The sequence below is a fragment of the Streptomyces sp. NPDC085866 genome (assembly GCF_044541035.1).
In the GTDB taxonomy this organism is placed as follows: domain Bacteria; phylum Actinomycetota; class Actinomycetes; order Streptomycetales; family Streptomycetaceae; genus Streptomyces.
Genome location: NZ_JBITSQ010000010.1, coordinates 1 through 26,721, shown reverse-complemented (window position 1 = coordinate 26,721; position 26,721 = coordinate 1). Strand labels below are relative to the sequence as shown.

Sequence of the window (26,721 nt, the reverse complement as noted above, 5' to 3'; positions counted from 1 at the left end):
GCTCAGGCGTCGCTGCGCGCCAGCCGGTACGCCGCCCCCGCCAGCGCGAGGACTGTCCAGCCGAGGAAGACCAGCAGTCCGGCCAGGGGCGAGAGGGTGGTGGAGTCCTGGGTCACGGCGAACATCGCCTGGCCGGCGTGGCTCGGCAGGTAGGGGCTGATGTCGTCCTGCCAGGAGCTGGGCAGGAGGGAGATCAGTCCGGGGATGAGCATGAGGGTGGCGACCAGCACCGAGATGCCGCCGGCCACCGACCGCAGCAGCGCGCCCAGGGCGATGCCGATGACACCGACCAGGCCGAGGTAGAGCCCGGCGCCCAGCAGGCTGCGTACGACCCCCGCGTGGGTCAGGTCCATCGCGGCGGGCGTGCCGGAGACGATGCCGCTGCCGAGCAGGAAGGCGACGAACGAGCCGAGGGTGCCGACCATCAGCGCGACCAGCCCGAACACGGCCGCCTTGGACCACAGGACGGGCAGCCGACGCGGCACGGCCGCCAGGGTCGAGCGGATCAGGCCGGTGGAGTACTCCCCCGCCATGACCAGCACGCCGAGGACGCCGAGGGCCAGTTGGGCGAAGTTGGTGCCGAAGAGGGACAGGCTCACGGCCGTCGCGCGGGCGAAGTCCGGGGCCATCCGGGGAGTGCCGACCATCGACCGGTAGCGGGCCGCGGCGATGAGCCCGAAGACGACGAGGAAGAGCAGGCCGAGGCCCAGGGTGATCCAGGTCGAGCGCAGCGACCAGAGTTTGGCCCACTCGGAGGACAGCACGCGCCGTCCGGTCACGCGGTAGGCGGGGCGGGTGGGCGCGGTGCGGGGTTCCTCGGCGGTGGCGGTGAGGGTGCTCATGTGGTGCTCCCGACGGTCTCGGGGGTCTCGGTGCCGGTCGTGGAGCCGGTCGTGGAGCCGTGGTACTCCACGGCGTCCCGGGTCAGGTCCATGAACGCCTCCTCCAGGGAGACGGTCCGCGCGGTCAGTTCGAACAGCGGGATGCCGTGTGCGGCGGCCTTCAGCCCGATCTCACGGGCGGTCAGACCGGTGACCTGCAGTTCCTCGGAGCCGACGCGGCCGGTGATGTCGACGCCGGGCCCGGCCAGCACGTCCCGCAGCCGTGCCGGGTCCTCGGTCGCGACCCGCACCGTGTCGCCGCCCGCCTCGCGGACCAGGTCGCTCACGGTGGTGTCGGCCAGCAGCCGGCCCCGGCCCACGACGATCAGGTGGTCCGCCACCAGTGCCACCTCGCTCATCAGATGGGAGGAGACGAACACGGTCCGTCCCTCGGCCGCCAGCGAGGTCAGCAGGGTGCGGATCCAGCGCACGCCCTCCGGGTCGAGGCCGTTGACCGGCTCGTCCAGCATCACCGTCTGCGGATCGCCGAGCAGCGCCGCCGCGATGCCGAGCCGCTGGCCCATGCCGAGGGAGAAGGCACCGGCCCGCTTGCGGGCCACGCTGCCGAGGCCGGCCAGCTCGATGACCTCGTCGACCCGGCGGCGCGGGATGCCGTGGGTCAGGGCCAGCGCCCTGAGGTGCTGGTGGGCCGTGCGGCCCGGGTGGACGGACTTCGCCTCCAGGAGCGCCCCGACCTCCTGCAGCGGTGCCCGGTGGTGGGCGTAGTGGTGTCCGTTCACGGTGACGGTGCCGCTCGTCGGGGCGTCGAGCCCGACGATCATCCGCATGGTGGTGGACTTCCCCGCGCCGTTGGGCCCCAGGAAGCCGGTCACCGTGCCCGGCTTCACGACGAAGTCCAGCCCGTCGACGGCCGTCTTCTCCCCGTATCTCTTGGTCAGTTGCCGTGCGTCGATCATGCGCGTCGCTCTCTCTCGGACTCGGGCGCCCGTCGCGTCTGACGCCTCACCCGCAACGCTAAAGTCCGAATCGCCCTGATTCCGTGGTACCGGGGGCTGAACGGGGCCCGCCCGGGTGGTACCGCGGTACTACGGCCCCACGACGCCGCCGGCCGGTCAGTCCAGCTGCAGCCGCTCCACCAGCCCCGCCTCGACGAACGCGGCCACCACGTCCTCCCTGGTCTCGGTGAAGTGGGCCCAGCTGTCGCAGTGGGCCGGGACCACACGGCGGGCGTCGAGGAGGCGGGCGGCGGTCGCGGTTCCGGCGCCGTCGAGGACGAGGAGGGCGTCGTCGAGGACGGGCAGGCGGGGCGCGCCGGCGAAGAGGACGGCGGTGTCGACGGGGGCGTACCGGTCCGCGACCTCCTGGACCAGTTCGAGCGAGGCGTTGTCGCCGCTGACGTAGACGGTGGGCAGGTCGGCGGAGGTCAGGACGAAGCCGGTGACCTCGCCCACGAGCGGCTCGGAGCCCTTGGGGCCGTGCAGACCGGGAGCGGCGGTGACGGTGACGGTGCCGCCGTCGGGGCGGGGCATTTCGACGGACTCCCAGGGGGCGAGGGCGCGGGCGGTGCCGCCGAGGCGGTCGGCGGCGCTCGGCGTGGTGAGGGTGCGGGGCACCTCGGCGAGCAGGGCGCGGCCGGAGTGGTCGAGGTTGTCGGCGTGCTGGTCGTGGGAGAGCAGGACGACGTCCACGGGGCCGAGTTCGGCCGGGGTGAGGCGGGGCGGCGCGGTCTTGGTCAGGACCCGGCCGCTGGGCGCGGGGTAGTCGCCGGGGGCGTCGAAGGTGGGGTCGGTGAGGAGGCGGAGGCCGCCGTACTCGATGAGGACGGTCGGGCCGCCGAGGACCCGGACGGGCACCTGCTCGCTCGTGGGGTCGGGGTTCGGGCCGGCTGCAGCCATGGGGGCACCTCGCGGAGGGGTCGTCTCGGGGATACGCATCTCACGGATAGAGAATTTCTATCCGTGAGGAACGCTAGCCGCCTCTCACGGATGGGCGCAAGACGTACCATGAGACTCATGAAGGGGACCGTGACCGACGAGCCGACCTTGCTCCCCGCGCCGGGCGCGGATCAGTACGCCGCACTCGACCTCGCCAACAGCGCCGTCGCACTGCCCGGCGGCCAGTTCATCGACCTGCTCGGGACACCCGCGGCGGCGGGCCGCTGGCTCGTGGAGCACGACCTGGCCCCGGCCGACGCGGATCTCCAGGAGACCTGCGCGGCCCAGCTGCGCTCCCTGCGCGAACAGATCCGCTCCCTGCTCGCCTCACGGGTCGACGGGCACGCCGCCCCCGCCGGCGCACTGAACGCGCTCAACGACGCGCTCACCCGCGCCCCCGCGGCCGCCCTGCTGCACTGGCACCCCGAGCGCGGCCTGTACCGAGCGGCCTCCCACCCCACGACCCAGATCGTCGAGCACGCCCTGGCGGCCCTCGCCTCCGACGCCGCCGAACTGCTCACCGGCCCCGACGCCGAGCGCCTCACCGCCTGCGGCTCCAGCCCGTGCAACCGCTACCTCCTCCGGCACGGCCGCCGTCACTGGTGCTCCACCCGCTGCGGCGACCGCGCCCGCGCGGCCCGCGCCTACGCCCGCCGCACCGCGCCCGCACAGCCGGACTGAACCGGCCGACGCCTGGCCGCTACACACAACTCCCCCACTGAGATGACATGAACCATTCATCTGTGGGCCGTCTACGGCGCCCGGAAGCGACAGCATCCAGCCATTGACTCTCCCCGCGCGGGGACGCCGTTCCCGTACATGTCGCTTCATGTCGCATGGGGGGCCACACGTGGTGTCCGCCGTAGAGGGGCCCGGCAGAGCCGGGCCCAACAGATCCGAAGAGCCCGAGAAACCCGAACGGCCTTTGCCTCGAAGGGCGTTCGCCGCGCGGAGTCTCGGGGACCGGATCTTCCGGTACCAGCTGACCGCCACCGGCGTCGCCGTCCTGGCAGTCATGGCAGGCGTTGGCCTGTTTCTGCTGCTGAGGGCCGGACAGGCGCTGAAGGTCAGGGGGTTCGCCTTCCTCACCACCGCCGAGTGGCAGCCGGACGTCCACCGGTTCGGCATCGCCGCGGTCCTCACCGGGACACTGCTCATCGCCCTCGTCGCCGTCGCCATCTCCGTGCCGCTGGCCGTGGGCACCGCGCTGTTCATCTCCGACGTGGCACCGCGCCCCCTGCGGCGCACGCTCGTGACCCTGGTCGACCTGATGGCGGCCGTACCGTCGGTGGTGTACGGCCTGTGGGGGCTGTTCTTCCTGCAGGGCCATGTGATCGGGCTGTCGCGCTGGCTGTCCGACTGGTTCGGATGGTTCCCGCTCTTCAAGGTGGACGGTACCCAGCCGGGCGAACCGCTGGCCTCCCAGAGCGTCTACACCGCCTCGACCTTCATCGCCGGGCTCGTCGTGGCCCTCATGGTGGCGCCGATCCAGTGCTCGGTGATGCGCGAGGTGTTCGCCCAGGCCCCGGCCGGGGAGCGGGAGGGCGCCTACGCCCTCGGCGCGACCCGCTGGGGGATGATCCGCTCGGTCGTGCTGCCGTACGGCAAGGGCGGGATCATCGGCGGCACCATGCTGGGGCTCGGCCGGGCGCTCGGCGAGACCATCGCCGTCTACCTGATCATCTCGCCCGTCTTCACCATCCAGCCGCACATCCTGCAGACCGGCGCGAACTCCGTCTCCTCCCTGATCGCCCTGCACTACGGCGACGCCTCCACCTTCGGCATGTCGGCACTGATGGCCGCGGGTCTGGCGCTGTTCCTGCTCACCCTGGCGGTCAACTTCACCGCGTCGACGGTCGTGGCCCGCTCCCGGTCCGGCGCACAGAGCGAGGCCTGACATGACAGTCGTGGAAGAGAACACCGTACGCGGCGTCGGGGAGACCGCCGCCGCCGCGCAGCCGGCCGACGAACTCCCGGACGTCCCCCGCCGGATCGGCGGCCCCACCCGCTCGGGGGTGCTGTCCCTGACCGGCGCCGCCGCCTCCGGACTCTGCACGGCCCTGCTGCTGTTTGGCCAACTCGCCCCCTTCTCCGGCGCGTTGGGCTTCACCGTCACGGCCTACCTCGCCTTCCTCCTCATCTACGCCGTACTCACCGGCCTGGAGGAGAACGGACAGGCGGTACGGGACCGGGTGATGACCGTTGTGCTGTGGAGCGCGGCCACCCTGCTGTTCGTCGCGCTCGCCCTGGTCGTCGGCTTCACCGCCTGGCGCGGCCGCGAGGCGCTGCCGCACGCCAACTTCTTCACCCAGGACATGCAGGCCGCGGGCCCGCTCGACCCGCTCACCAACGGCGGCATCGCGCACGCCATGCTCGGCACCCTCATCATGATCACCATCGCCCTGGTGATCACGGTCCCACTGGGCCTGGCCTGCGCCGTGTACCTGAACCAGATCCCCGGGCGCTTCTCCCGCTTCGTCCGCACCATCGTCGAGGCGATGACCGCGCTGCCCTCGATCGTGGCCGGCCTGATGGTGTACGCCACCTGGATCCTCGGGCTCGGCATGCAGAAGTCGGGACTCGCGGCGGGCTTCGCGATCAGCGTGATGATGCTGCCGATCGTGATCCGGGCGGCGGACGTGGTGCTGCGGCTGGTGCCGGGCACCCTGACCGAGGCGGCGGAGGCCCTGGGCGCACCGCGCTGGCGCACGGTGTGGCACGTGGTCCTGCCCACCGCCCGCTCGGGTCTCGCCACGGCCGTCATCCTCGGCACCGCGCGCGGCATCGGCGAGACCTCGCCCGTGCTGCTCACCGCCGGGTTCACGGCGGCGCTGAACGCCGACCCGACGAACGGCCCGATGGTCTCCCTGCCCCTCGCCGTCTTCAACTTCGTCAAGTCGCCCCAGCCGGCGATGATCGCCCGCGGTTTCGGCGCGGCGGCGGTGCTGATGGCCCTGGTCCTGGTGCTGTTCGCGATCGCCCGCGTCATCGGCGGCCGCGGCCCCGGCCACCAGAGCAAGCGCCAGGCGCGGCGCGCTGCGCGGGCGTCGCGGCGCGATGCGGATCGCTTCGCGGACCTGCACGCCCCGGGCCTGACGCTGTTCGACAAGACGCCGCAGGACCGACCCCCCGCAGCCGCCGACGGCGACTCAGCCCCACAGGGGCCACCCGCACCCGACCACGGAAGCCGCACGGGTGGTGCGGGTGGGAACCCGGACCCGGCCGGAGGCCGGGTGCCCGCCCACGAACCCGCACCCGACAACGAAGGCAGCCACTGATGCTCAGCCAACTCGCCACCGCCCTACGACGGCTGGGCATCCTGGCCGCACTCCTCGGCATCCTCGCCTCGACCGCCGCCACCCCGGCCGTCGCCGACACCTACACCCCCATCTCCGGCGCCGGCTCCACCTGGGCGGAGAACGCCGTAGATGAATGGCGCCGCGCAGTGAACCAGTACGGCATGCGCATCAGCTACGCCGGCACCGGTTCCTCCGACGGCCGTCGCCAATTCCTCTCCGGCACCGTCGACTTCGCCGTCTCCGACATCCCGTTCCAGACCCACCCGACGGACGGCTCCGCGGCCGAACGCCCGGCGGCGGGCTCGTACGCCTACATGCCCATCGTCGCCGGCGGCACCGTCTTCATGTACCACCTGACCGTCAACGGCAAGCGGGTCACCAACCTGCGCCTGTCCGGCGACGTCGTCACGAAGATCTTCACCGGGGTCGTCAAGACCTGGGACGACCCGGCCATCCGGGCCGACAACCCCGGCCTCCAGCTGCCCCACCGCACGGTCGTCCCGGTCGTCCGCTCCGACGGCTCCGGCTCCACCGCCCAGTTCACGCTGTGGATGACCAACCAGCACAAGGCCCTGTGGCAGGCCTACTGCCGCAAGGTGGGCCGCTCCGGCTCCTGCGGGCAGACCTCGAACTACCCGACCAGCCCGGGGATGATCGCCCAGTCCGGCGACCTCGGTGTGGCCGGCTACGTCGCCCAGAACTACGGCGAGGGCGCGATCGGGTACGTCAACTACTCCTACGCGCTCAACGCGCACTACCCGGTCGCCAAGATCCTGAACCACTCGGGCTACTACACCGAGCCGACCCCGCAGAACGTCGCGGTCTCGCTGCTCAAGGCCCGGATCAACACGAACAAGAACTCCCCGGACTACCTCACCCAGCAGCTCGACGGCGTCTACAACGACTCCGACAGCCGCAACTACCCGCTGTCCAGCTACTCGTACATGATCCTGCCGCTCAAGGTGCGGGGCACCTTCAGCACGGTCAAGGGCCGGACGCTGGGCGCGTTCTCGTACTACTTCATGTGCCAGGGCCAGCAGCAGGCGCCCAAGCTCGGCTACTCGCCGCTGCCGATCAACCTGGTCAAGGCCGGCTTCGACCAGATCCGCCGGATCCCGGGCGTGCAGGCGCAGAACATCAACATCAAGCGCTGCAACAACCCGACGTTCACCCCGGACGGCCACAACCGTCTCGCCGACACCGCGCCCTACCCGAAGCCCTGCGACAAGAAGGGCGCCCCGCCCTGCACCACGGGCAGCGGCGGCGCCAAGTCCGGTGACGGCGAAGGCGGTTCCGGTGGCGGATCCGCGGCGGGCGGTACGGCGAACGGCGGGTCCTCCGCCACCGGCGGAAACGGTACGGCAGGCACCGGCGGCAGCGGCGGCCCGTCGGTCGACCCGGACACCGGGCAGACCATCGTGCCGGGCGCGAGCGCGGGCGGCGGCTCGGGCGGCACCGGTACGGGCGCCGACAACACCGTCGCCCTCGCCCAGCCGGTCGCCGTCGCCGCCGGCCACGGCTGGACCGCCACCCAGACGCTGATGCTGCTGGCCGCATTCCTGGTGCTCGGCCTGGTCCTGCTGCCCTCGGTCGTCTCCCGCCTGGCCGGCGCCCGGTCGCAGGACAACGCCAAGGACGGTGACCGGCGATGATCCGCAGACGGCCCGGCCGCGTCCGCGGCGCCCTGATCCGCCTCCTCGCCGGTGCCACCGTGGGCGCCCTCGCGGGCCTCGCGGTCGCCCAGGCGGCCCCCTCCGCGAGCGCCGCCCCCGCCGGCTCGGCGGTCACCGTCTCCGGGCGGGGCGAGTTCAAGGACATGAAGTTCACCGTCGACCGGACGAGCCACCTCACCAGCCAGGCGATCAAGGTCTCCTGGAGCGGCGGCACCCCGACCACCTTCGCGGGCACCTCGTTCAACACCGACTTCGTCCAGATCATGCAGTGCTGGGGCGACGACGACGGCAGCGTCCCGGGCAACCCCGGACCGCCCCGCACCCAGTGCCAGTACGGCGCTTCCCCGACCACCGACCGCGGCAACTGGCCCGGCAACCAGCTGGACGACACCCGCCAGATCTTCTACAGCGCCGACCCCACCAACTACGGCCAGGACAACCGCTACGGCGCCGCCCAGCCCCCCGGCGTCCCGGGCGAGGTGCCGTTCAAGTCGGTCACCGGCGAGACGGTCCTCACCAACACCCAGAACAACCGGTTCTTCAACCACAACACCACCAACGAGGTCGACTTCGCCCGCACCGGCGCCGGCGGCACCGGCCAGGAGTACTTCGAGGTGCAGACCGCCAACGAGGCCCCGCACCTGGGCTGCGGCTCCCCGGTCACCCGGAACGGCGTCACCGAGCCGCGCTCCTGCTGGCTGGTGATCGTCCCGCAGGGCCACCTCGACCTCGACGGAAAGCCCTACGCGGACCACAGCCAGGTCAACGCGGGCTCCCCGGTCTCCTCGACCAACTGGCAGAACCGCATCGCGATCCCGCTGCACTTCAACCGGGTGGGCAGCAACTGCCCGCTGGGCAGCGACGAGCGCCCCACCACCGGCAGCGAGCTGGTCGCCGACGCCGTGACCAGCTGGCAGGCGGCCCTGTGCCCGTCCGGCAAGGTGTACGGCTACACGGAACTCGGCGAGCCCGACACCCGCTCCCGGCTGGGCACCGACAAGACGTTCGGCCTCGGCTTCACCACCCGCGCCCTGGGCGCCGACGACGGCACGTCGGCACCGGGCGGCACGACGACCTACGCGCCCGTTGCGCTGTCCGGAGCCGTCATCGGGTTCACGATCGAACGCAGACCCAAGGCCGGGGCACCCGAGAACATCAGGAGACAGGCGGGCACCAAGGTCGGATCGATCAGGCTGACGCCCCGGCTGGTCGCCAAGCTGCTCACCGAGTCGTACCGCAACTCCACCTGGGGTTCGGTGCTCGGCGACAAGGCCGCCCACGGGTACGGCTGGGCGAAGCACAACCCGGCGGGCCTGGCGAGCGACCCCGAGTTCATCGCCCTCAACCCCGAGTTCACGTACCTCTCGGTCGCCGAGACCCCGGCCACCGACACCGACCTGCTCACCTCGCTCGGCCACAGCGACAGCGCCCGCGCGGTGTGGCAGTGGATCCTCTCGGACAAGGAGGCCCGGCAGTTCCTCTCCGGCGTCTCCGACGACTGGGGCATGCGGGTCAACCCGTACTACAGCACCAACGCGGACCTGAACCCCTCCGGTCTCGCCTTCGCCCCCGCGCACGTCGACGAGTACCCGAAGAGCGACCCCTGGTGCACGGTGCCGCCCGGCACCGACGCTCCCAAGGACGCCCGGCAGTGCATGACCGACTTCCACCCCTACGTCGACGACATGCACGCCGGCGCCCTGCACACCCGGCGCGCCGACACCCTGTGGAAGTCGACCTGGGACCCGCTGTCCAACCCGCCCGCGTACCGCAGCCCCGGCCCGCAGACGGTCGGCTCGCGGTTCGTCATCACCGTCACCGACGCGGCCTCCGCCGTCCGGTACGGCCTGCAGACGGCCGAGCTGCGCAACACGGCGGGCAAGTTCGTCGCCCCCACCGCCACGGCCCTGACCGAGGCGGCCAAGAGCGCCTCCGGCAAGGACGTCGCCGAGATCACCCCGGCGAACGCCAGGGCGAAGGGCGCCTACCCGCTGGCCCAGCTGGTCTACGCGGCCGCACGACCGGGCTGGCTGAAGGCGGACGCCCGCGCGGACTACGCGGCGCTGCTGCGCTACGCGGCGGGCGCCGGCCAGGTCCTCGGCGCCGACCCGGGCCGGCTGCCCGAGGGGTACGCCCCGCTCTCCCGCACCCTGCGCGACCGTGCGCTGAAGGCGGCCGACGCGCTCCTGCGCTACAAGGGATCGCCAGCCACCGACGGTGACTCGGGCTCGGGCGGCACCAGCGGCGGCCAGACCTCCGCCGGCACCGGCGACGGGGCGGGTGGCGCCACCTCCGGCGGTGCCTCCGGCGACGGCGGTAGGGGAGCGGACGGCGGCGCGAGCGCCACGCCCAGCGCCCAGGCCTCCTACGACGGCGGAAAGGCCGTGCAGACCACGGCCGCCGGGAACACCCCGGCCGACCCCGCGAATCCGCTCCGCTATGCCGTACCGGTCGGGGCCGGGCTCGGTGCGGTCGCGGGACTTGGGGCACCTTTCGCGGGTGGCCGTCGGCTGACGCTCAGTTCGGCCAGGCAGGCGCTCGTTCGACTGCGGGTGCGTCGTGGCTGGTCGCGCCCACGCGGCGGAGCCGCGGATTGACACCGCCCCGCGCCCCTGAGGGGTTGCCCCTCCCGGAGCCGAAAGGCTCCCCCACTGACGGCCGCCCGCCCCGAAAGGCAGTCGGGGCGGACGGCCCGTACCACCCTGCCAGATCCCCTTCTCCCGCACCGACGCACTATCGTCAGGAGACTCTCGATGCGCAGAACGCGCTCTTCGGCGGCGCTCGTCGCCGCCGCCGTGGTGGCCGGCGGCCTGGCTCTGGCCAGCCCCGCGTACGCCGACCCCACCCCCGCCGGTACCTTCCGCCAGCTGGTCGGCGTGGGCTCCGACACCACCCAGGACGTGCTCAACGCCCTGGCCGGTGACACCGTCAACGGCACGAGCTACGCCGGTACGGCCGTGAAGTCGGCAGGCGGCGCGGGCATCGCCTCCTACGACGCGATCGAGCCCGGCACCGGCTCCACCACCTCGAACATCACCACCCGCTCGGGCGGCCCGTCCTTCCTGCGCCCCAACGGCTCCGGCAAGGGCCGCCTGGCCCTGAGCGAGTCGCTGACCGGTGACAAGTACCCGGACTCCTCCGGCGTCGCCGTCAAGGGCCAGGTCGACTTCGCCCGCTCCTCCAGCGGTCCGTCCACCTCCGGCACCGCGCTCACCTACATCCCGTTCGCCCGGGACGCGGTCGGCGTCGCGGTGAAGGGCTCGGCGCTGAACAGCCTGACGCAGGACCAGCTGCACGACATCTACTCCGGTGCGCTCACCCAGGTGAACGGCCAGACCGTGCACCCGAAGATCCCGCAGAGCGGCTCGGGCACCCGCAAGTTCTTCCTGTCCGCGATCGGCCTGACCGACGCCACGCTCTCCCCGAACATCCCGACGGTCCAGGAGAACCAGGGCGACGCGGCCCTCACCGAGGACGGCGCGCTGGTGCCCTTCTCGGTCGGTTCCTGGATCGCCCAGAACAACGGCGTCTCCCCCGACTTCACCAAGACCTCGGCGGCCGCGGGCGGTCACCTGGCCGCGGTGCAGCTGCCCGGCGACTCCGGTGCCACCAGCCCGGTGACGACGGTCAACGGCAAGCTCGCCCCGGTCAACGCCTACTACGAGAACTCCACCTTCGGCCGTGACGTCTACAACGTCGTGCCGTCGCGGGCGATCGACCCGACCAGCATCTTCTTCGACAAGGACCTCTACGACGTCTTCGTGACGGCGGGCAGCCACGAAGCCGCGATGGCCTCGGACTCCGCCGAGGGCGTCATCTCCGCCTTCGGCTTCGTGAACGAGCCGTACAACGGCTCGGTCAGCGTGGCCAAGCACGCCAAGCTGGGCGGCCTGGAGGAGTCGGGCATCGACACCTCGACGCCCTCCGCCCCGACCGGGGTGAAGGGCACGCCGGGCGACGCGTCCCTGAAGCTGTCCTGGACCGCGCCGGCGCCCACCGGTCTGCCGCTCACCGACTACCGGGTCACACTGACCGACTCGGACGGCGCCGTCGTGGCCGTCAAGGACGTTCCGGGGAGCGCCACCTCGTACACCTTCACGGGCCTGGCCACCGGCAGCTACACCGCCACGGTCGCCGGCGCCAACCTCAACGGCACGGGTGCCACGGCCCCCTGGTCCGGCTCGGTGAAGTTCAAGAGCACCACGACGGCGACCGCCGCGACCACCGCGTACGGCAAGACCCCGAAGGTCGTCGTCACCGTGGCCGGCTCGCACGGTGTGGCCCCCACCGGCAAGGTCACGGTGAAGGAGGGCTCCACGGTCCTCGGCACCGGCACCCTGGACGCGTCCGGCAAGGTCACCATCGGCCTGTCGAACCACCTCAAGGTCACCACGCACACGCTGTCCGTCACCTACGCGGGCAACAGCAATCTCAACGCGTCCTCGACCACGGCCGGCCTGAAGATCACCAAGGCGACGCCGTCGGTCAGCTCCACCGCACCGGCCTCCATCAGCCACACCGCCCAGGCCAAGGTGACCGTGAAGGTCACCGCGACCGGCACCACCCCGGGCGGCACCGTGCGCATCTACGAGGGCACCAAGGTGCTCGCCACCGGCAAGCTGAGCGGCGGCAAGGTGACGATCACGCTGCCGAAGCTGAGCCGCGGCAAGCACACGCTGCACGCCTTCTACGCGGGCTCGACCACGGTCGCGTCCAAGGCCGGCGCCAACTTCACCGTCAAGTCCACCTGATCCACCCGGCTGCCGGGGAGACCAGTCCCGTCTCCCCGGCAGCCCCCACCCCCAGCGAAGGAGGCGGGCCGACGTGACCGTCGCCGTACCGACCACGCTCGCACCGGCCGCGCCGCGCACCCGCGTCCGCGGTGTCACCGCCGTCCGCCACCTGGCCCGCGGCGGCCTGCTCAGCCTCGCCGCCCTGCTGCTCGGCATCACCGCCCAGCTGCTGCTCGTCAGCGGCATCCAGCAGCACAGCGCGCAGCACGCCGCGTTCGACGAGCTGCGCGAGCAGCTCGCCCTGGGCACGGCCCCCGTGTCCCAGACCGACCAGCAGGGCAAGCTGCTCGCGCCGGGCACACCGGTCGCGCTCATCGACGTACCGCAACTCGGCCTGAACCAGGTCGTGTTCGAGGGCACCGACTCCGCCGTCACGACCGACGGCCCCGGTCACCGCCGGGACACCCCGATGCCCGGGCAGGCCGGGACCAGCGTGCTGATGGGCCGGGCGGCCGCGTACGGCGCCCCGTTCGGGCACCTGGCCGACCTCACCGCGGGCAACACCTTCACCGTGACCACCGGCCAGGGCAAGGCCGAGTACCAGGTCATCGACGTACGGCGGGCCGGCGACCCGGCACCCGTCCCCGCGGCCGCGGGCAAGGGCCGCCTGGTGCTGGTCACCGCGACCGGCCCCCGCTTCATGCCCGGCGGCATCCTGCGCGTCGACGCCGACCTGATCTCCGCGCCCTTCCAGACCCCGGCGGCCGTGATCCGCTCCGGCACCCTGCCGGACTCCGAGCAGCCACTGGCCCGCCCCTCCGGGGTGCCCTGGCCGCTGGTGCTGTGGCTCCAGGCGCTGCTCCTCGCGTCCGTCGCCGCGGTGTGGACGTGGCACCGCTGGGGCCGCCACCAGACGTGGATCGTCTTCGCACCGGTCGTCGCCGTGCTGGGCCTCCAGGTCGCCACACGCACCACCGAACTGCTCCCGAACCTGCTGTAACCCCTGCCCGACCAGAGGTGGCCACCATGACCGAGACCGCAGTGACCGACACCGCCGTCACCGACACCGCCGTACTGCCCGTCGCAGCCCCCGTCCCCGGCGCCGCGCCCGCCACCCTGGAGGCCCGCGCGGTCTCGGCCTGGTTCGGCGGCCACCAGGTGCTCAGCCGGGTCTCGCTGACCATGCCCGCGGGCCGGGTGACAGCCCTGATCGGCCCCTCCGGCTGCGGCAAGTCGACCTTCCTGCGCACCCTCAACCGCATGCACGAGCTGATCCCCGGCGCGGCCTTCGGCGGCGAGGTGCTCTTCGAGGGCGAGGACATCTACGCCCCCGAACGCCGCCTGACCGACGCCCGCCGCCGGATCGGCATGGTCTTCCAGAAGCCCAACCCGTTCCCCGCGATGTCGATCTACGACAACGTGGTGGCCGGCCTCAAGCTCACCGGCACCCGCGCGAGCCGGCGTGAGCGGGACGAGCTGGTGGAGGAGTCCCTGACCCGCGCGGGCCTGTGGAAGGAGGTCCGTGACCGGCTCCGCCGGCCCGGCGGAGCGCTGTCCGGCGGCCAGCAGCAGCGCCTGTGCATCGCCCGCGCACTGGCCGTACGGCCCCGGGTCCTGCTCATGGACGAGCCGTGCTCGGCGCTCGACCCGACCTCCACCCGCCGGGTCGAGGAGACCATCCACGAACTCGCGGGCCAGGTCACGATCGTGATCGTCACGCACAACATGCAGCAGGCGGCCCGCGTCTCCGACCAGTGCGCCTTCTTCCTCGCCGAACAGGGCACCCCCGGCGGGATCGTCGAACACGGCCGGACCGAGCAGATGTTCAACGCCCCGGCGGACCAGCGCACGGCGGACTATGTGGCGGGCCGCTTCGGCTGAGGCGCGCTGGCGCCGGCGCCAGCAGTACGGCTGCTGGTCGGTGAGCGAGGCCGCCACGCGCATCCACACGCCGAACAGCCGGTACAGGGACGGAAGGTCGCCGCTCGCCCGGACCGTCCGGCTGTCGTCGGCCTTGACCCCGGGTATGCCGAGCAGCGTCGAGACGACCGAGGCGGACTGCCGGCGCACCGTGAGGTTCGCCTCGGCGGCAAAGGCCGGGGGCGCGCCGGCCCGGGGGTCAGCGCCCGTGCGACCCCTTCCTCGATGGCCGCGCGTGCCTTGTCCGCCGGACGCAGCCCGGCCGCGAACCGGTCGTGGGCGTACTTCAGCGGGACGGTGACGACCGACGCGTCCCACGCCGTCATCTCCGCGCACGCGGCGTCGTCACCCGTGAGGGCCACCACCGGGACGCCCAGGGCCGCCGCGGTGGCGTGGGCGAGGCCGATCTCCCCGACGGGGCGGCCGTCCAGCCGGATGTCCTCGATCTCATGACTCATGAAGCTGTGGCCGAGCACGCCGAGTGCACCGGCCCTGGAGTGGTATCCGACACAGAGCGCTGCGTCGTACTCAGGGCCGAGTCCCTCCAGCACGAGCATCTGCTTGGGCTTGCCGCGGACCAGGCGGGCGGCCGGGTGCAGCGCCTCGGGCAGCAGGTTGCGCATCGGCCCGCGGGCGTCGTTCACGAGGACGTCCGTCGCGCCCGCCGCCAGCGCGCCGCGCACCGCGGCGTTCACGTCCTCGGCCATCATGGAGCGGCCCCGCTCGTAGTCCCGGCCGCCGGGCTGGACGTCGTCGGCGTCGACGAGCCCGGTGTGCCCTCCATGTCCGCGCTCAGGTATATCCGCACGCCTCCGACCCCAACCGACCCTACGTAATGTAGGTTCCCAACCGCCATCGGCCACACGTCTGTTCATCGGGGGAAGACCATGCAGGACACGGAAGCGAAACCGAGCCCGGCGGAGGAGGTCTGCATGCGCGCTCTCGCCCCGACGCTGACCCTGCTGATCGTCAGCCTGTTCGTCGCCGCCGTCGGCGTGTACGAGCTGTGCGGCTTCGGGCTGCACAGCCTCGACCGGCGCCCGCACCTGTTCAGCGACGGCCTGGCGACCGGCGGGGTGATCGTGGCCGCGGTGGCGGCCGGGGCGGCCGCAGGCAATCTGGCGTGGACCCTTGCGGCGGCCCGGCGGGGCGGCCAGGGTCCAGGATGAGATCCTGTGAAGCAGGTATGTGTACACCCGTACACATCCGCGCTACCCTACGAGCTGTAGGGTCAGCGTTGCCCCGTCCCCCTCCCCAAGGTGCCCGCCACCATGCCCGCACAACAGTCGAGCCTGACCACCCCACAGGTCCCCGCTCAGCGCAACCGCCGTGCCCGCATTCCCTTCCCGTCCACCGGCGACGGCCGGCTGCGGAAGCGGGCGGCAACGGCCACCGTCTGGTACCTGCGTCTGCAGGTGGTGCTCAACGTCGCGGCCGTCGTCTCGCTGCCGTTCCGCGAGGAGGTGCACGAGCACAACGGGGGCGCCTTCTTCACGCCCTACCTGGCCACCGCCGGCCTGGGCTCGGCGGCCCTCGCCCTCTTCCTCGCGATCGTCATGCGCCGCCGCAAGCGAGCGGCCTGGGTCTTCAACCTGCTCCTCGCCGGCCCGCTCTTCTCCCTCTACGTCCTCGCGCTCACCCGCGACCCCTACCGCGAGCACCTCTTCAACTGGCTCTCCGCCGCCCTGACCGGCCTGTTCGTAGCCGCCCTGCTGCTCGGCCGGCGCGAGTTCGACGCCATCGGCGACCGCTCCAACCCGCGCCTGGCGCTCGCCGTGGGCACCGGCGGCACGCTGCTCAGTGCCGCCCTCGGCACCCTGCTCGTGCACGCGACCAACAAGCTGCCCGGGGCCACCCTCAAGGACGAGATCGCCTACACCCTGCTGCGCGGCATCAGCGTCGGTCCGCTCGCCGACCGCGTCGCCGCCGTCGACGCGCCCCGCTGGACGGACGTGATCGTCAACGTCCTGGTCGCGGCGACCTTCCTCCTGGTCCTCTACGCCTGCTTCCGCGCCCCGCGCGGCGAGTGCCTGCTGGCGGAGGAGGACGAGCGGAAGCTGCGTGCGCTGCTCGACCGGCACGGCGAACGCGACTCCCTCGGCTACTTCGCCCTGCGCCGCGACAAGGCCGTCATCTTCTCCCCCAGCGGCAAGGCGGCCGTCACCTACCGCGTCGTCGGCGGCGTCAGCCTGGCCTCCGGCGACCCCATCGGCGACCCCGAGGCCTGGCCCGGCGCCATCGACGCCTGGCTGGCCGAGGCCCGCCGCCACGCCTGGACCCCGGCCGTCATGGGCGCGAGCGAGGAGGCGGGCACCATCTACTCCCGCCACGGCCTGGACGCCCTCGAACTGGGCGACGAGGCGATCGTCGACCTGGCCGACTTCACCCTCGAAGGCCGGGCCATGCGGGTGGTGCGCCAGGCCCACAACCGTGTCCGCCGGGCCGGCTACACGGTCCGCATCCGCCGCCACGAGGAGATCCCCGACGAGGAGATGGCCCTGCTCGTCGACCGCGCCGACCACTGGCGCGACGGCGCCACCGAGCGCGGCTTCTCGATGGCCCTGGGCCGCCTCGGCGACCCCGGCGACGGCCGCTGCGTCATGCTGGAGTGCCGGGACGCGGACGGAGTGCCCCGGGCCCTGCTCAGCTTCGTCCCCTGGGGCGAGGCCGGCCTCTCCCTCGACCTGATGCGCCGCGACCGCGCCTGCGAGAACGGCCTGATGGAGTACATGGTCGTGGAACTCCTGCTGCGGGCCGAGGAGTTGGGCGTCCGCCGGGTGTCCCTGAACTTCGCGATGTTCCGCTCGGTCTTCGAACGCGGCTCCCGTCTCGGCGCCGGGCCCGTGCTCCGCCTCTGGCGTTCGATCCTCACCTTCTTCTCCCGCTGGTGGCAGATCGAGTCCCTGTACCGCGCGAACGCCAAGTACCGCCCGGTCTGGGAACCCCGCTTCCTCCTCTTCGCGAAGAGCAGCGACATCCCCCGCATCGGCCTGGCCAGCGCCCGGGCGGAGGGCTTCCTCACCCCGCCCGCCCTGCCGGCCTTCACCCGCCGCAGGCAGCCCGGCTGCCCGGAGGTCACTTCACCCCGGTAGTCCGCAGCACGGTGAGGACGAGGGTCCGTGCCACCTCCACCACCTCACGGAGGGACACGGACTCCCGGGGACTGTGCGCGACCCGGATGTCCCCCGGCCCGTACTGCAGCGTCGGAATCCCGGCCCCCGCGTACAGCCGCAGGTCGCTCCCGTACGGCGCCCCGCGCTCCCGGGGCCGGGTGGCCCAGCCGTTGGCGTCGGCGCAGGCGTCGCGCACCTCGTCCCGCAGCGGATGCCCCTCCGGAAGCCGCCCGCTCGCGAACTGCCCGCCCGGCCAGCTCACCGTCGCCGGATGCTCCCGCAACCAGGGGTGACCGGCGCACACCTCGGCCACACACCGCTCGAACTCCGCCCGCGCCTCGCCCGGCTCCTCCCCCAGCCGCACCCCGAGCCGCCCCTCCGCGACCAGCAGATCGGGCACGCTGCTCGCCCAGTCCCCGGAGCGCAGCGTCCCGACGGAAAGGGCGTACGGGATCGGATACTCGGCCATCAGCGGCGAGGGCCCGGCGTTGCGGGCGGCCTCCAGCCGGGCCAGCGCCTCATGGAGCGGCAGATAGGCATCGATCGCACTGACGCCCGAGTCCCGCGAACTGGCGTGCGCGGCCTGGCCGGGCACGGCGAGACGGAAGGTCAGCGCCCCGGCGTTGGCGGTGATGAGGGTCCCACCGGTCGGCTCGGTGATGACGCAGGCATCGCCGCCGTACCCCCGCTTCAGAGTCCCGAAGGCACCGATCCCCCCATCCTCCTCACCGACAACGAAGTGCACGGCGACACGCCCGCGCAGCCGCACCCCGGCGGCCCGGATCGCGGCCAGCGCAGCGAGATGAGCGACAACCCCCGCCTTCATGTCACAGGCCCCCCGCCCGTGCACGACGTCCCCCGTCACCCTCGGCACGAACGGATCCCCGTCCCAGGCGGCAAGGACTCCGGGCGGTACGACATCCACATGCCCCTGCAGGACCAGCGTCGGCCCATCCCCACCCCCCTCGCTGACCCCCACCAGGCCCCACGCCTCCTCGCGCGGCACCTCCATGCCGGGAAACTCCGGGTCGGCCAGCAGCGCGGGCAGATCCATGGACCACAGATCGACCTCCAGTCCGAGCCGCTCCAGCCACCCCGCCAGCCGATGCTGGATCTCCGACTCGGCGGCACTCCCGGTCACGCTGGGAACCGCGATCAACTCCAGCAGCATCCGCCCGACGGCCGCCTCGTCGACACACGCGAGAACGGCAGCCTCCTGATCACTGAGCACGGCGACTCCCCTCCCGAGGTCCACTCCCGCTCCGATCATGACCCCCCCAGACCACCGGGAACAGCCCCCGTCACACCCCGCACCCGCCGACGACGAACCCACCCCACAAGCGCCACCCGCACCCGCCGACGACGAACCCGCCCCACAGGGGCCACCCGCACCCGACCACGAAAGCCGCACACCCCACCCGACCCCCGCACCCGCCGACGACGAACCCACCCCACAAGCGCCACCCGCACCCGCCGACGGCGAATCCGCCCCACAGGGGCCACCCGCACCCGACGACGAAAGCTGCACGGGTGGTGCGGGTGGGAACGAAATCCCGCCGAAGGCGAAGCCGAGGCGTCCCACCCCGAACGCCCTCAGTGCCCCCCGTGGCCCACGATCCCCCCGCCCACCGTGAAGCCGATCACCGCCCCGCCCCCTTCCCGCCGGAAGGCGAACGGTGCACCGCCATGCGCCATGGCGACCTCGCGGACGATGGACAGGCCGAGCCCCGACCCCGGCAGGGACCGCGCGTCGGCGGCACGGTAGAAGCGGTCGAAGATGCGGATCAGGTCGCCCTCGGCGATACCGGGCCCCCGGTCCAGGACCTCGACCCGGACGGTCCCGAGCCGCGCGGGCCCGGTGATGCTGATCTCGATGGGCGCCTTGCCGTCACGGTCGAACTTCGCCGCGTTCTCGACCAGGTTGGACAGGGCCCGCTGCAGCATCCCGGGCCGCCCGTCGGTGCGCGTGTCACCGCTGGCGCGCAGCAGGATCTCCCGGCCGGTACGCCGCTTGGCCAGCCCCATCACGTCCTCGGCGATGTCGGCGAGGTCCACCCGCTGCGGCGGCTCGGAATCGGACTGCCCGGCCGCGAGATCGACCAGCTCGTTGACCAGGTCGGTCAGCTCCCGGGCCTCCTGGGTGAGGTCGGCGACGAGTTCCTCCCGGGTCGCCGGGGGAAGCTCGTCGATCCTGCGCAGCAGCGAGATGTTCGTACGCAGCGAGGTCAGCGGTGTCCGCAGCTCGTGCCCGGCGTCCTGGACCAGCCTGCGCTGGTCCTCCTCCGACTGGGCGAGCCGGCCGAGCATCCGGTCGAAGGCACGGCCGAGCCGGCCCACCTCGTCCAGGCCCGCGACGGGCACCTCGATGCCCAGCTGGCGGGTGCGGGCCACGTCCTCGGCGGCGGAGGTGAGGATCACCAGGCGCCGGGTGATCCGGCGGGCCAGCCACCAGCCGAACAGCCCCGCGGCGACCACGACCGCCGCCATCAGGATCAGCGTCCGCTGCTGCAGCGCCCGCAGCAGATCCTCGGTGTCGCTGAACTCCTGCGCGACCTGCACCGCGCCCTTCCCGTCCCCGAGGGAGACGGTGGCGATGCGGAACAGGTCCTCGCCGACCCGGACGTCCTTGTGCTGGACCACCCTGCCGGCCCCCTGCGCGGTGGCCACACCCTTGTCCCGGGCGGTGACGGGCAGCACCGGACTGCCGTGGTCGACGATCTGCCCCTGCGCGCCCAGCACCTGTACGTCGGTCCGGGCCGGCCGGACCAGATCATGGCCGGGGCGGGAGGAGGAGAAGTCCTCGGGGACCATCTCGTGCTGCCGCACCTCGTCCTGCACGTCCTGCACGACCTGCGTGAACACCGACTGCTGGTCGACCCGGACCAGGCGCGCCGCGGAGCCGTAGGACAGGATGCCGACGAGGATGGTCACGGCGGCGGTGACGGCCGCGAAGGACACCGCGAAGGTGGTGCGCAGGGACACGAGCTTGGGCCGGGGCCCGGCCGGCAGCCGCCAGCGGCGGCTCACTAGTCCTCCCGCAGCACGTAACCCACGCCCCGGACGGTGTGGATCAGCTGGGGAGCGCCGGGCTCGTCCAGCTTGCGGCGCAGGTAGCCGACGTACACGGCGAGGTTCTTCGAGCCGGGACCGAAGTCGTAGCCCCAGATGCGGTCGTAGATCGTGGAGTGGTCGAGGACGATGCCCGCGTTGCGGACCAGCAGCTCCAGCAGCTCGAACTCGGTGCGGGTCAGCTCCAGCTCGCGCCGGCCGCGCCAGGCCCGGCGGGCCTGCAGGTCCATCCGGATCCCGGCGGCCTCCACCTGCCGGTCGGAGACCTGGACGTCGCGCCCGCCGTCACCGCCGGTGCCCGCGGCGCCGCCACCGCCCGCGGGTACCGGGCTGGTACGGCGCAGCAGGGCCCGCAGCCGTGCGAAGACCTCTTCCACGTCGAACGGCTTGACCACGTAGTCGTCGGCGCCGGCGTCCAGGCCCGCGATACGGTCGGCGGTCTCCACCAGGGCGGTGAGCATGAGGATCGGGGTGCGGTCGCCCTCGGCCCGCAGCACCCGGCAGACCTGGAGCCCGTCGATGCCCGGCATCATCACGTCGAGCACGAGGACGTCCGGCGGGGTCCTGTGGGCCTGCGCCAGCGCTTCCACGCCGTCGGCCACCGCCGTCACCTCGTACCCCTCCAGGGTCAGGGCACGCTCCAGGGCATGACGGATGGCACGGTCGTCTTCGGCGAGCAGCACAGTCTGGGGCACATCCCCAGTCTGCCAAGGCCTCCGGCGGTTCGGCCGGGACGAGCGGGTCTACGATCACCCTTTTTACCCGCCTCTCACCGTCACGGGAGCAACCCGGACCGGAGGCCTACCGTCTTTTCACCGTCATGCGCCGAGCCGGGCCAGCTGCTCCTCGAACGGCACGACCGCGAGGTCGTCCTCGGCCGGGAGGTCGTCCTTGGCCGGCCGGGCCGCCGACAGCCCCTGCATCAGGGCCGCCAGCTCCCCCGCCGCCCGCTCGGTCCGCTCGGGCAGGCCCTGCGCGCCCCAGTCCTCCGAGGCTGCGTACACGGCGGTGGGTACGACCACGGCCCGCAGGTAGGCGAACAGCGGACGGAGCGCGTGCTCCAGCACCAGGGAGTGGCGGGCCGTACCGCCGGTCGCCGCGATCAGCACCGGCTTGCCCGCCAGGGCGTCCTTGTCCAGCACGTCGAAGAACGACTTGAACAGCCCGCTGTACGACGCGGTGAACACGGGCGTGACCACTATCAGCCCGTCCGCCTCGGTCACCGCGTCCAGCGCGGCGGCCAGGGCGCGGCCCGGAAACCCGTTGGTGAAGTTGTGCGCGATCTCGACCGCGAGGTCGCGCAGCTCGATCACCTGGATGTCGACGGGCGTGTGACGGTCCACGGCGGCGGCCAGCCGGTCGCCCAGCAGTCGCGTGGAGGACGGGACGCTCAGCCCCGCCGAGACGACGACGAGCTTCATTCGGTGGTCACTCCTTCGGAGTCGGAAGAGGCAGAGGGGCCGGAAGAGGCAGAGGGGTCGGAAGAGGCAGTGGTGGCGGCGAGCAGGGAGGCGTGCGTGGGAGCCTCCGGCACGTTCGCCGGGCGTCCGTTCGCGAACTCCTTGCGCAGCACCGGTACGACCTCCTCGCCCAGCATGTCGAGCTGCTCGAGCACGGTCTTCAGCGGCAGGCCCGCGTGGTCCATCAGGAACAGCTGGCGCTGGTAGTCACCGGCGTACTCGCGGAAGCTCAGCGTCTTCTCGATCACCTGCTGCGGGGAGCCCACCGTGAGCGGGGTCTGCTCGGTGAAGTCCTCCAGCGACGGCCCGTGCCCGTACACCGGCGCGTTGTCGAAGTACGGCCGGAACTCGCGCACCGCGTCCTGCGAGTTGCGACGCATGAACACCTGACCGCCCAGCCCGACGATCGCCTGCTCCGGCGTGCCGTGCCCGTAGTGGGCGAACCGCTTCCGGTAGAACTCGACCATCCGCTTGGTGTGGTCGGCGGGCCAGAAGATGTTGTTGTGGAAGAAGCCGTCGCCGTAGTACGCGGCCTGCTCTGCGATCTCCGGGGAGCGGATCGAGCCGTGCCAGACGAACGGCGGCACGTCGTCCAGCGGCCGCGGCGTGGACGTGAAGCCCTGCAGCGGTGTGCGGAACTTGCCCTCCCAGTCGACGACGTCCTCGCGCCACAGCCGGCGCAGCAGGGCGTAGTTCTCGATGGCGAGGTTGATGCCCTCACGGATGTCCTGGCCGAACCACGGATAGACCGGCCCGGTGTTGCCACGGCCCATCATCAGGTCGACCCGGCCGTCGGCCAGGTGCTGGAGCATCGCGTAGTCCTCCGCGATCTTCACCGGGTCGTTGGTGGTGATCAGCGTGGTGGAGGTGGAGAGGATCAGGTTCTCCGTCCGCGCCGCTATGTGGCCGAGCATCGTCGTCGGCGAGGACGGCACGAAGGGCGGGTTGTGGTGCTCGCCGGTGGCGAAGACGTCGAGGCCGACCTCCTCGGCCTTGAGCGCGATGGCGACCATGGCCTTGATCCGCTCGCGCTCGGTCGGCGTACGCCCCGTGGTGGGGTCCGGCGTGACGTCGCCGACCGTGAAGATCCCGAACTGCATGGTCGCTCACCCTCCAGGTTGTTGACGGTTCAACTATACCCCTGGAACGGTGGCCCGGTCCGAGCTATTCCCGGCGTCTCCCTACAGCGGCTTCGCGAAGTGGAAGGCCCCGATCTCCATCCGTTCCCGCAGGTAGAAGCGGTGCGCGTCGGTGCGCTGGGTGCCCGAGTCGAGGTTCAGCTCATGACAGCCGAGTGCCCGGCCGCGCTCCTCCAGGTGCGCGAGGAGCGCGCGGCCGACCCCGCCGGACCGGGCTGCCGGGGCGGTCACCAGGTCGTCGACGTACAGCTGGCGCAGCGACACCGTGTTGACCAGCACCCGCCAGCCGGCCACGCCCACACAGGCCCCGTTCTCGTCGTAGGCGGCGGAGAAGCGCAGCCCCTGCGCGCTCCCCTCCTCGTACACCCGGGCGAACAGCTCCTCGGTCAGATGCGGACGCAGCTCCCGCAGCACGGGCAGCACCTCGGTCCCGAGCCGCGGGTCCCCCGGCTCCAGCTCCATGATCTTCATATCCGCACCCTAGGGGGCACGCCCCCACCCGCACTACGGGACCAGCACCAGGCGACCCCGCACCCCGCCCTCGGCCAGCCGCGCGTGCGCCTTCGCGGCCTCCTCCAGGCCGTACGTCCCGGCCACCCGGAGGCTCAGCACCCCCTCGTCCACGAGCCGGGCCAGCTCCGCAAGCCGGGCCCCGTCGGCGCTCACCATCACGGCCGTGGTCCGCACCCCGCGGACGGAGTCGGGCTGCCCGCCGGGCCGGGCGCTGACGAAGACGCCCCCGTCGCGCACCGACTCCAGCGCCGGCTCACCGAGCATCGCCGCGTCCAGCACCGCGTCCACGCTCGCCGGGGCGACCCCCTCGGCCGTGAACTCCGTGGCGCCGAAGGACCGCACCAGCTCCTCGTCGGCCGCCCGGGCCTGCCCGGTCACCGCGATCCCCCGGTGCGCGGCCAGCTGTACGGCGAACCCGCCCAGCGCGCCCGCAGCACCGGTCACCAGCAGCGACGCACCCGGCGCCAGCTCCAGCAGGTCGAGGGCCTGGATCGCGGTCAGCGCGTTCAGCGGCAGGGTGCCGGCGTGCACCGCGTCGACCGTGGCCGGGGCCTTGGCCACCGCGTCCGCCGGCACGACGACGTACTCGGCGTGCGCACCCAGCGGATCGGTCACGCCCGCCGCGAGGGCCACCACCTCGTCGCCGACCTGCCAGGCCGCGGCCTCGCCCACCGCGTCCACCGTCCCGGCCACGTCCCAGCCGAGCCCCAGCGTCCCGCCCGCGCCGCCGAAGACACCGGCCCGCAGGGCCAGGTCCACGGGGTTCACCGCGCCGGCCGCCACCTTGATCCGCACCTGCCGCGCCCCCGGCTCGGGCACCGCCACGTCCACGATCTCCACGACCTCCGGACCGCCGAACGTCGTCACCACAGCAGCACGCATGTCAATTCTCCCCGATCACAAGGTATTTGATGTACTTCGCGGCAATTTCCTGGCCGCAGCACCAACCATAGGAGAGCTACTATCCTTCGGTAAGTAGTTACCTGAGAGTGCGTAGGGGACCCGGAGGAGAGCCATGGCGACCATGAGCGCAGCCCAGCGGCGCGAGCAGGCCCGTATCGACTACGACGCCTTCCTGGCGGCCTGCCCCACCAACAACCTCCTCGGCAGGCTCAGCGACAAGTGGGTCGGCCTCGTCGTCGCCGCCCTGTCCCCCGGCCCCATGCGCTACAGCGACATCGGCCGCAAGGTCGCCGGCGTCAGCCCCAAGATGCTCACCCAGACCCTGCGCACCCTGGAGCGCGACGGCATCGTCTCCCGCACGGTCACCCCGTCCGTCCCGGTCCGGGTCGACTACGAACTCACCCCGCTCGGCCGCAGCCTCGCCGGCCTGCTGACCGCGGTGAAGACGTGGGCGGAGACCCACTTCGAGGAGGTCCAGGAAGCCCGCGAGCGGTACGACGCGGAGAATCCCGCCTAGCCGGGAAACGGGTCTTTTGCCGCCTCGGCAAAAGGGCTGGGGCACGGCCGGTGTCCGGCCACAGCATGGCCGGACAGACGCTCCCCGAACCGCGAGGTAGGCCGTGACCGCAATAGCCGCGCCGCACCCTGTCCAGCCGCCCCTCCTCAGCACACGCAGGCGCTGGACGGTGCTGGCCGTCTGCTGTCTGAGCATGTTCCTGGTGGGCCTCGACACCACCATCGTCAACGTGGCCCTGCCCGCCGTGGGCGAGGGTCTCGACATCGGGACCCGAAGCCTCGAATGGACCGTGGACGCCTACACGCTCGTCCTGGCCAGTCTGCTGATCTCCTCCGGCGCGCTGGCGGACCGGCTGGGCCGCCGCCGGGTGTTCCAGTCGGGCCTCGCCGTCTTCGGCACCGCCTCGCTGCTGTGCGCACTCGCACCGTCGGTGGGCCTGCTCGTCGGGGCCCGCGCGCTGCAGGGAGTGGGCGCCTCGATGCTCAGCCCCGTGGCGCTGGCCATCGTGGTGAACGCGATGCCGGATCCGAGAGAGCGAGCGCAGGCGATCGGAGTCTGGGCAGCGGTCTTCGGGCTCAGCATGGCCGCGGGCCCGGTCACGGGCGGCGCACTCATCGCGGCGTTCGGCTGGCGGTCGGTGTTCTGGATCAACGCACCGGTGATCGTGGCCGCCCTCGTCCTCAGCACGCTGTTCGTACCGGAGTCCCGGGCCGCGCACGGGGGGCGACGGCTCGACGTCCCGGGTCAGATCCTGCTGACCGTGGTCATCGGGGTCACGGTCGCCGTCCTCATCGAAGGTCCGCGCATCGGCTGGACCTCGCCCGCGGCACTGGCCGCGTACGCGGTCGCGGCCCTCGCGACAGCCGGTTTCGTCCGGGTCGAGACCCGTCGGCGCGAACCCCTCATGGACCTGCGGCTCTTCCGCCGGCCGGCCTTCAGCGGTGCGGTCCTCGGCGCCGTGGCGGTCTTCGTCGCCCTGAACGTGACCCTGCTGCTCAACACCCTCTACCTGCAGCACACCCGGGGATGGACACCCCTGGCCGCCGGCACCGCGACCCTGCCCATGGCCCTCGGGGCCACCGTCTGCGCACCCCTGTCCGGGCGCCTGGTCGGCCGTACCGGACCCCGGCTGCCGCTCCTCCTGGCCGGCGGCCTCATCACCGCGGGCGGTCTCGGCATGCTCGGACTCGACCGGCACACGGGCCTGCCGCTGCTCCTTGCGGCCTACGCGCTCATCGGCGCCGGATTCGGCTTCGCCAACGCCCCGATCACCAACACCGCGGTGAGCGGACTGCCGCCCGCCCGGGCCGGTGTGGCCGGAGCCATCACCTCCACCGCCCGCCAGCTCGGCTCCGCGCTCGGCATCGCGATCGCCGGCGGCCTGGCCGCGGGCACCAGCGCCGCGGGGCTCGCCCACGCGTCCCGGCCGGGCTGGATCACGGTCGCCGCCTGCGGACTCCTGCTCCTCCTCGTGGCCCAGGCGTCGCGCCGGCCGAAGGACACCCCCTAGGTGTATTGATCACGAGCGTTGTTAACGCTGGCCGGTCTTGATCGTGGCGAAGGCCCCCGTGTGTGGTGGAGGTGTCGAATCTTCACCGCACGGAGG

The 26,721-nt window shown here is 72.4% G+C and carries 23 protein-coding genes; 12 read left to right on the top strand and 11 right to left on the bottom strand.

Features of this window, described 5'->3' with window-relative positions; genetic code table 11:
- Nucleotides 1–2: 2 nt before the first annotated feature.
- The 3 genes from ACIF83_RS25340 to ACIF83_RS25330 all read right to left on the bottom strand — a co-directional run bounded on the left by ACIF83_RS25340 (nucleotide 3) and on the right by ACIF83_RS25330 (nucleotide 2,737).
- Complete coding sequence (locus tag ACIF83_RS25340) at nucleotides 3–842, bottom strand: ABC transporter permease (RefSeq protein WP_393467208.1); 840 nt, start codon at nucleotides 840–842, stop codon at nucleotides 3–5.
- Nucleotides 839–1,798, bottom strand: coding sequence for an ATP-binding cassette domain-containing protein (locus tag ACIF83_RS25335; RefSeq protein WP_393467205.1), 960 nt, complete (start codon nucleotides 1,796–1,798; stop codon nucleotides 839–841). Before ACIF83_RS25335 ends, ACIF83_RS25340 begins: the two co-directional genes overlap by 4 nt.
- 156 nt (nucleotides 1,799–1,954) lie before the next feature.
- A complete protein-coding gene (locus ACIF83_RS25330) occupies nucleotides 1,955–2,737 on the bottom strand; it encodes an MBL fold metallo-hydrolase (RefSeq protein ID WP_399730237.1) in 783 nt (260 codons plus the stop codon).
- 108 nt (nucleotides 2,738–2,845) lie between these two features.
- Between ACIF83_RS25330 and ACIF83_RS25325 the strand changes: the two genes are divergently transcribed.
- The 8 genes from ACIF83_RS25325 (at nucleotide 2,846) to pstB (ending at nucleotide 14,362) form a co-directional block, all read left to right on the top strand.
- On the top strand, nucleotides 2,846–3,457 hold the full coding sequence (locus ACIF83_RS25325) for a CGNR zinc finger domain-containing protein (RefSeq protein WP_393467199.1): 612 nt from the start codon (nucleotides 2,846–2,848) through the stop codon (nucleotides 3,455–3,457).
- A gap of 148 nt (nucleotides 3,458–3,605) precedes the next feature.
- Entirely contained in the window at nucleotides 3,606–4,673 is a 1,068-nt protein-coding gene (gene pstC / locus ACIF83_RS25320; RefSeq protein WP_399730234.1) for a phosphate ABC transporter permease subunit PstC, read from the top strand.
- Nucleotide 4,674: 1 nt separating this feature from the next.
- Nucleotides 4,675–6,054, top strand: coding sequence for a phosphate ABC transporter permease PstA (pstA, locus tag ACIF83_RS25315; protein ID WP_399730231.1), 1,380 nt, complete (start codon nucleotides 4,675–4,677; stop codon nucleotides 6,052–6,054).
- Nucleotides 6,054–7,727: a phosphate ABC transporter substrate-binding protein PstS gene (locus ACIF83_RS25310; protein WP_399730228.1), complete on the top strand. Its 1,674-nt coding sequence runs from the start codon at nucleotides 6,054–6,056 to the stop codon at nucleotides 7,725–7,727. The genes pstA and ACIF83_RS25310 overlap by 1 nt, the downstream gene beginning before the upstream one ends.
- A complete protein-coding gene (locus ACIF83_RS25305) occupies nucleotides 7,724–10,345 on the top strand; it encodes a hypothetical protein (protein WP_399730225.1) in 2,622 nt (873 codons plus the stop codon). Before ACIF83_RS25310 ends, ACIF83_RS25305 begins: the two co-directional genes overlap by 4 nt.
- A 156-nt stretch (nucleotides 10,346–10,501) precedes the next feature.
- Nucleotides 10,502–12,499 carry an Ig-like domain repeat protein gene (locus ACIF83_RS25300; RefSeq protein ID WP_399730223.1) on the top strand — a complete coding sequence of 666 codons (1,998 nt, stop codon included), beginning with the start codon at nucleotides 10,502–10,504 and terminating at the stop codon, nucleotides 12,497–12,499.
- Between the two features lie 73 nt (nucleotides 12,500–12,572).
- Nucleotides 12,573–13,481 carry a sortase gene (locus ACIF83_RS25295; RefSeq protein ID WP_393467183.1) on the top strand — a complete coding sequence of 303 codons (909 nt, stop codon included), beginning with the start codon at nucleotides 12,573–12,575 and terminating at the stop codon, nucleotides 13,479–13,481.
- Between the two features lie 26 nt (nucleotides 13,482–13,507).
- Nucleotides 13,508–14,362: a phosphate ABC transporter ATP-binding protein PstB gene (pstB, locus tag ACIF83_RS25290; RefSeq protein WP_393467180.1), complete on the top strand. Its 855-nt coding sequence runs from the start codon at nucleotides 13,508–13,510 to the stop codon at nucleotides 14,360–14,362.
- Here the strand turns inward: pstB and ACIF83_RS25285 are convergent.
- Nucleotides 14,338–15,276, bottom strand: a complete 939-nt coding sequence (locus ACIF83_RS25285) for a M55 family metallopeptidase (protein WP_399730219.1) — start codon at nucleotides 15,274–15,276, stop codon at nucleotides 14,338–14,340. The genes pstB and ACIF83_RS25285 overlap by 25 nt on opposite strands.
- A 57-nt stretch (nucleotides 15,277–15,333) precedes the next feature.
- Between ACIF83_RS25285 and ACIF83_RS25280 the strand changes: the two genes are divergently transcribed.
- Complete coding sequence (locus ACIF83_RS25280; protein WP_393467175.1) at nucleotides 15,334–15,570, top strand: hypothetical protein; 237 nt, start codon at nucleotides 15,334–15,336, stop codon at nucleotides 15,568–15,570.
- Between the two features lie 102 nt (nucleotides 15,571–15,672).
- Nucleotides 15,673–17,493: a phosphatidylglycerol lysyltransferase domain-containing protein gene (locus ACIF83_RS25275; protein WP_399730215.1), complete on the top strand. Its 1,821-nt coding sequence runs from the start codon at nucleotides 15,673–15,675 to the stop codon at nucleotides 17,491–17,493.
- Here ACIF83_RS25275 and ACIF83_RS25270 read toward each other — a convergent pair.
- The 7 genes from ACIF83_RS25270 to ACIF83_RS25240 all read right to left on the bottom strand — a co-directional run bounded on the left by ACIF83_RS25270 (nucleotide 17,477) and on the right by ACIF83_RS25240 (nucleotide 24,577).
- Nucleotides 17,477–18,745: an ArgE/DapE family deacylase gene (locus ACIF83_RS25270; RefSeq protein WP_393467169.1), complete on the bottom strand. Its 1,269-nt coding sequence runs from the start codon at nucleotides 18,743–18,745 to the stop codon at nucleotides 17,477–17,479. The two genes, ACIF83_RS25275 and ACIF83_RS25270, sit on opposite strands and share 17 nt — an antisense overlap.
- Nucleotides 18,746–19,107: 362 nt before the next feature.
- Nucleotides 19,108–20,541, bottom strand: a complete 1,434-nt coding sequence (locus ACIF83_RS25265; RefSeq protein WP_393467167.1) for an ATP-binding protein — start codon at nucleotides 20,539–20,541, stop codon at nucleotides 19,108–19,110.
- Nucleotides 20,541–21,278 carry a response regulator transcription factor gene (locus ACIF83_RS25260; protein ID WP_393467164.1) on the bottom strand — a complete coding sequence of 246 codons (738 nt, stop codon included), beginning with the start codon at nucleotides 21,276–21,278 and terminating at the stop codon, nucleotides 20,541–20,543. The genes ACIF83_RS25265 and ACIF83_RS25260 overlap by 1 nt, the downstream gene beginning before the upstream one ends.
- 123 nt (nucleotides 21,279–21,401) lie before the next feature.
- A complete protein-coding gene (locus ACIF83_RS25255) occupies nucleotides 21,402–22,004 on the bottom strand; it encodes an FMN reductase (RefSeq protein WP_399730211.1) in 603 nt (200 codons plus the stop codon).
- A complete protein-coding gene (locus ACIF83_RS25250) occupies nucleotides 22,001–23,143 on the bottom strand; it encodes an LLM class flavin-dependent oxidoreductase (protein ID WP_399730208.1) in 1,143 nt (380 codons plus the stop codon). The genes ACIF83_RS25255 and ACIF83_RS25250 overlap by 4 nt, the downstream gene beginning before the upstream one ends.
- 81 nt (nucleotides 23,144–23,224) lie before the next feature.
- Complete coding sequence (locus tag ACIF83_RS25245; RefSeq protein WP_393467155.1) at nucleotides 23,225–23,653, bottom strand: GNAT family N-acetyltransferase; 429 nt, start codon at nucleotides 23,651–23,653, stop codon at nucleotides 23,225–23,227.
- Nucleotides 23,654–23,686: 33 nt separating this feature from the next.
- Complete coding sequence (locus tag ACIF83_RS25240) at nucleotides 23,687–24,577, bottom strand: NADP-dependent oxidoreductase (RefSeq protein ID WP_398136875.1); 891 nt, start codon at nucleotides 24,575–24,577, stop codon at nucleotides 23,687–23,689.
- A gap of 133 nt (nucleotides 24,578–24,710) precedes the next feature.
- On the opposite strand from ACIF83_RS25240, the gene ACIF83_RS25235 reads away from it, so the two are divergent.
- Nucleotides 24,711–25,115 (top strand): winged helix-turn-helix transcriptional regulator, encoded by a 405-nt coding sequence (locus tag ACIF83_RS25235; RefSeq protein ID WP_393467149.1) that lies wholly within the window; start codon nucleotides 24,711–24,713, stop codon nucleotides 25,113–25,115.
- A gap of 103 nt (nucleotides 25,116–25,218) precedes the next feature.
- Nucleotides 25,219–26,625 (top strand): MFS transporter, encoded by a 1,407-nt coding sequence (locus ACIF83_RS25230; protein WP_399730203.1) that lies wholly within the window; start codon nucleotides 25,219–25,221, stop codon nucleotides 26,623–26,625.
- Nucleotides 26,626–26,721 lie beyond the last annotated feature (96 nt).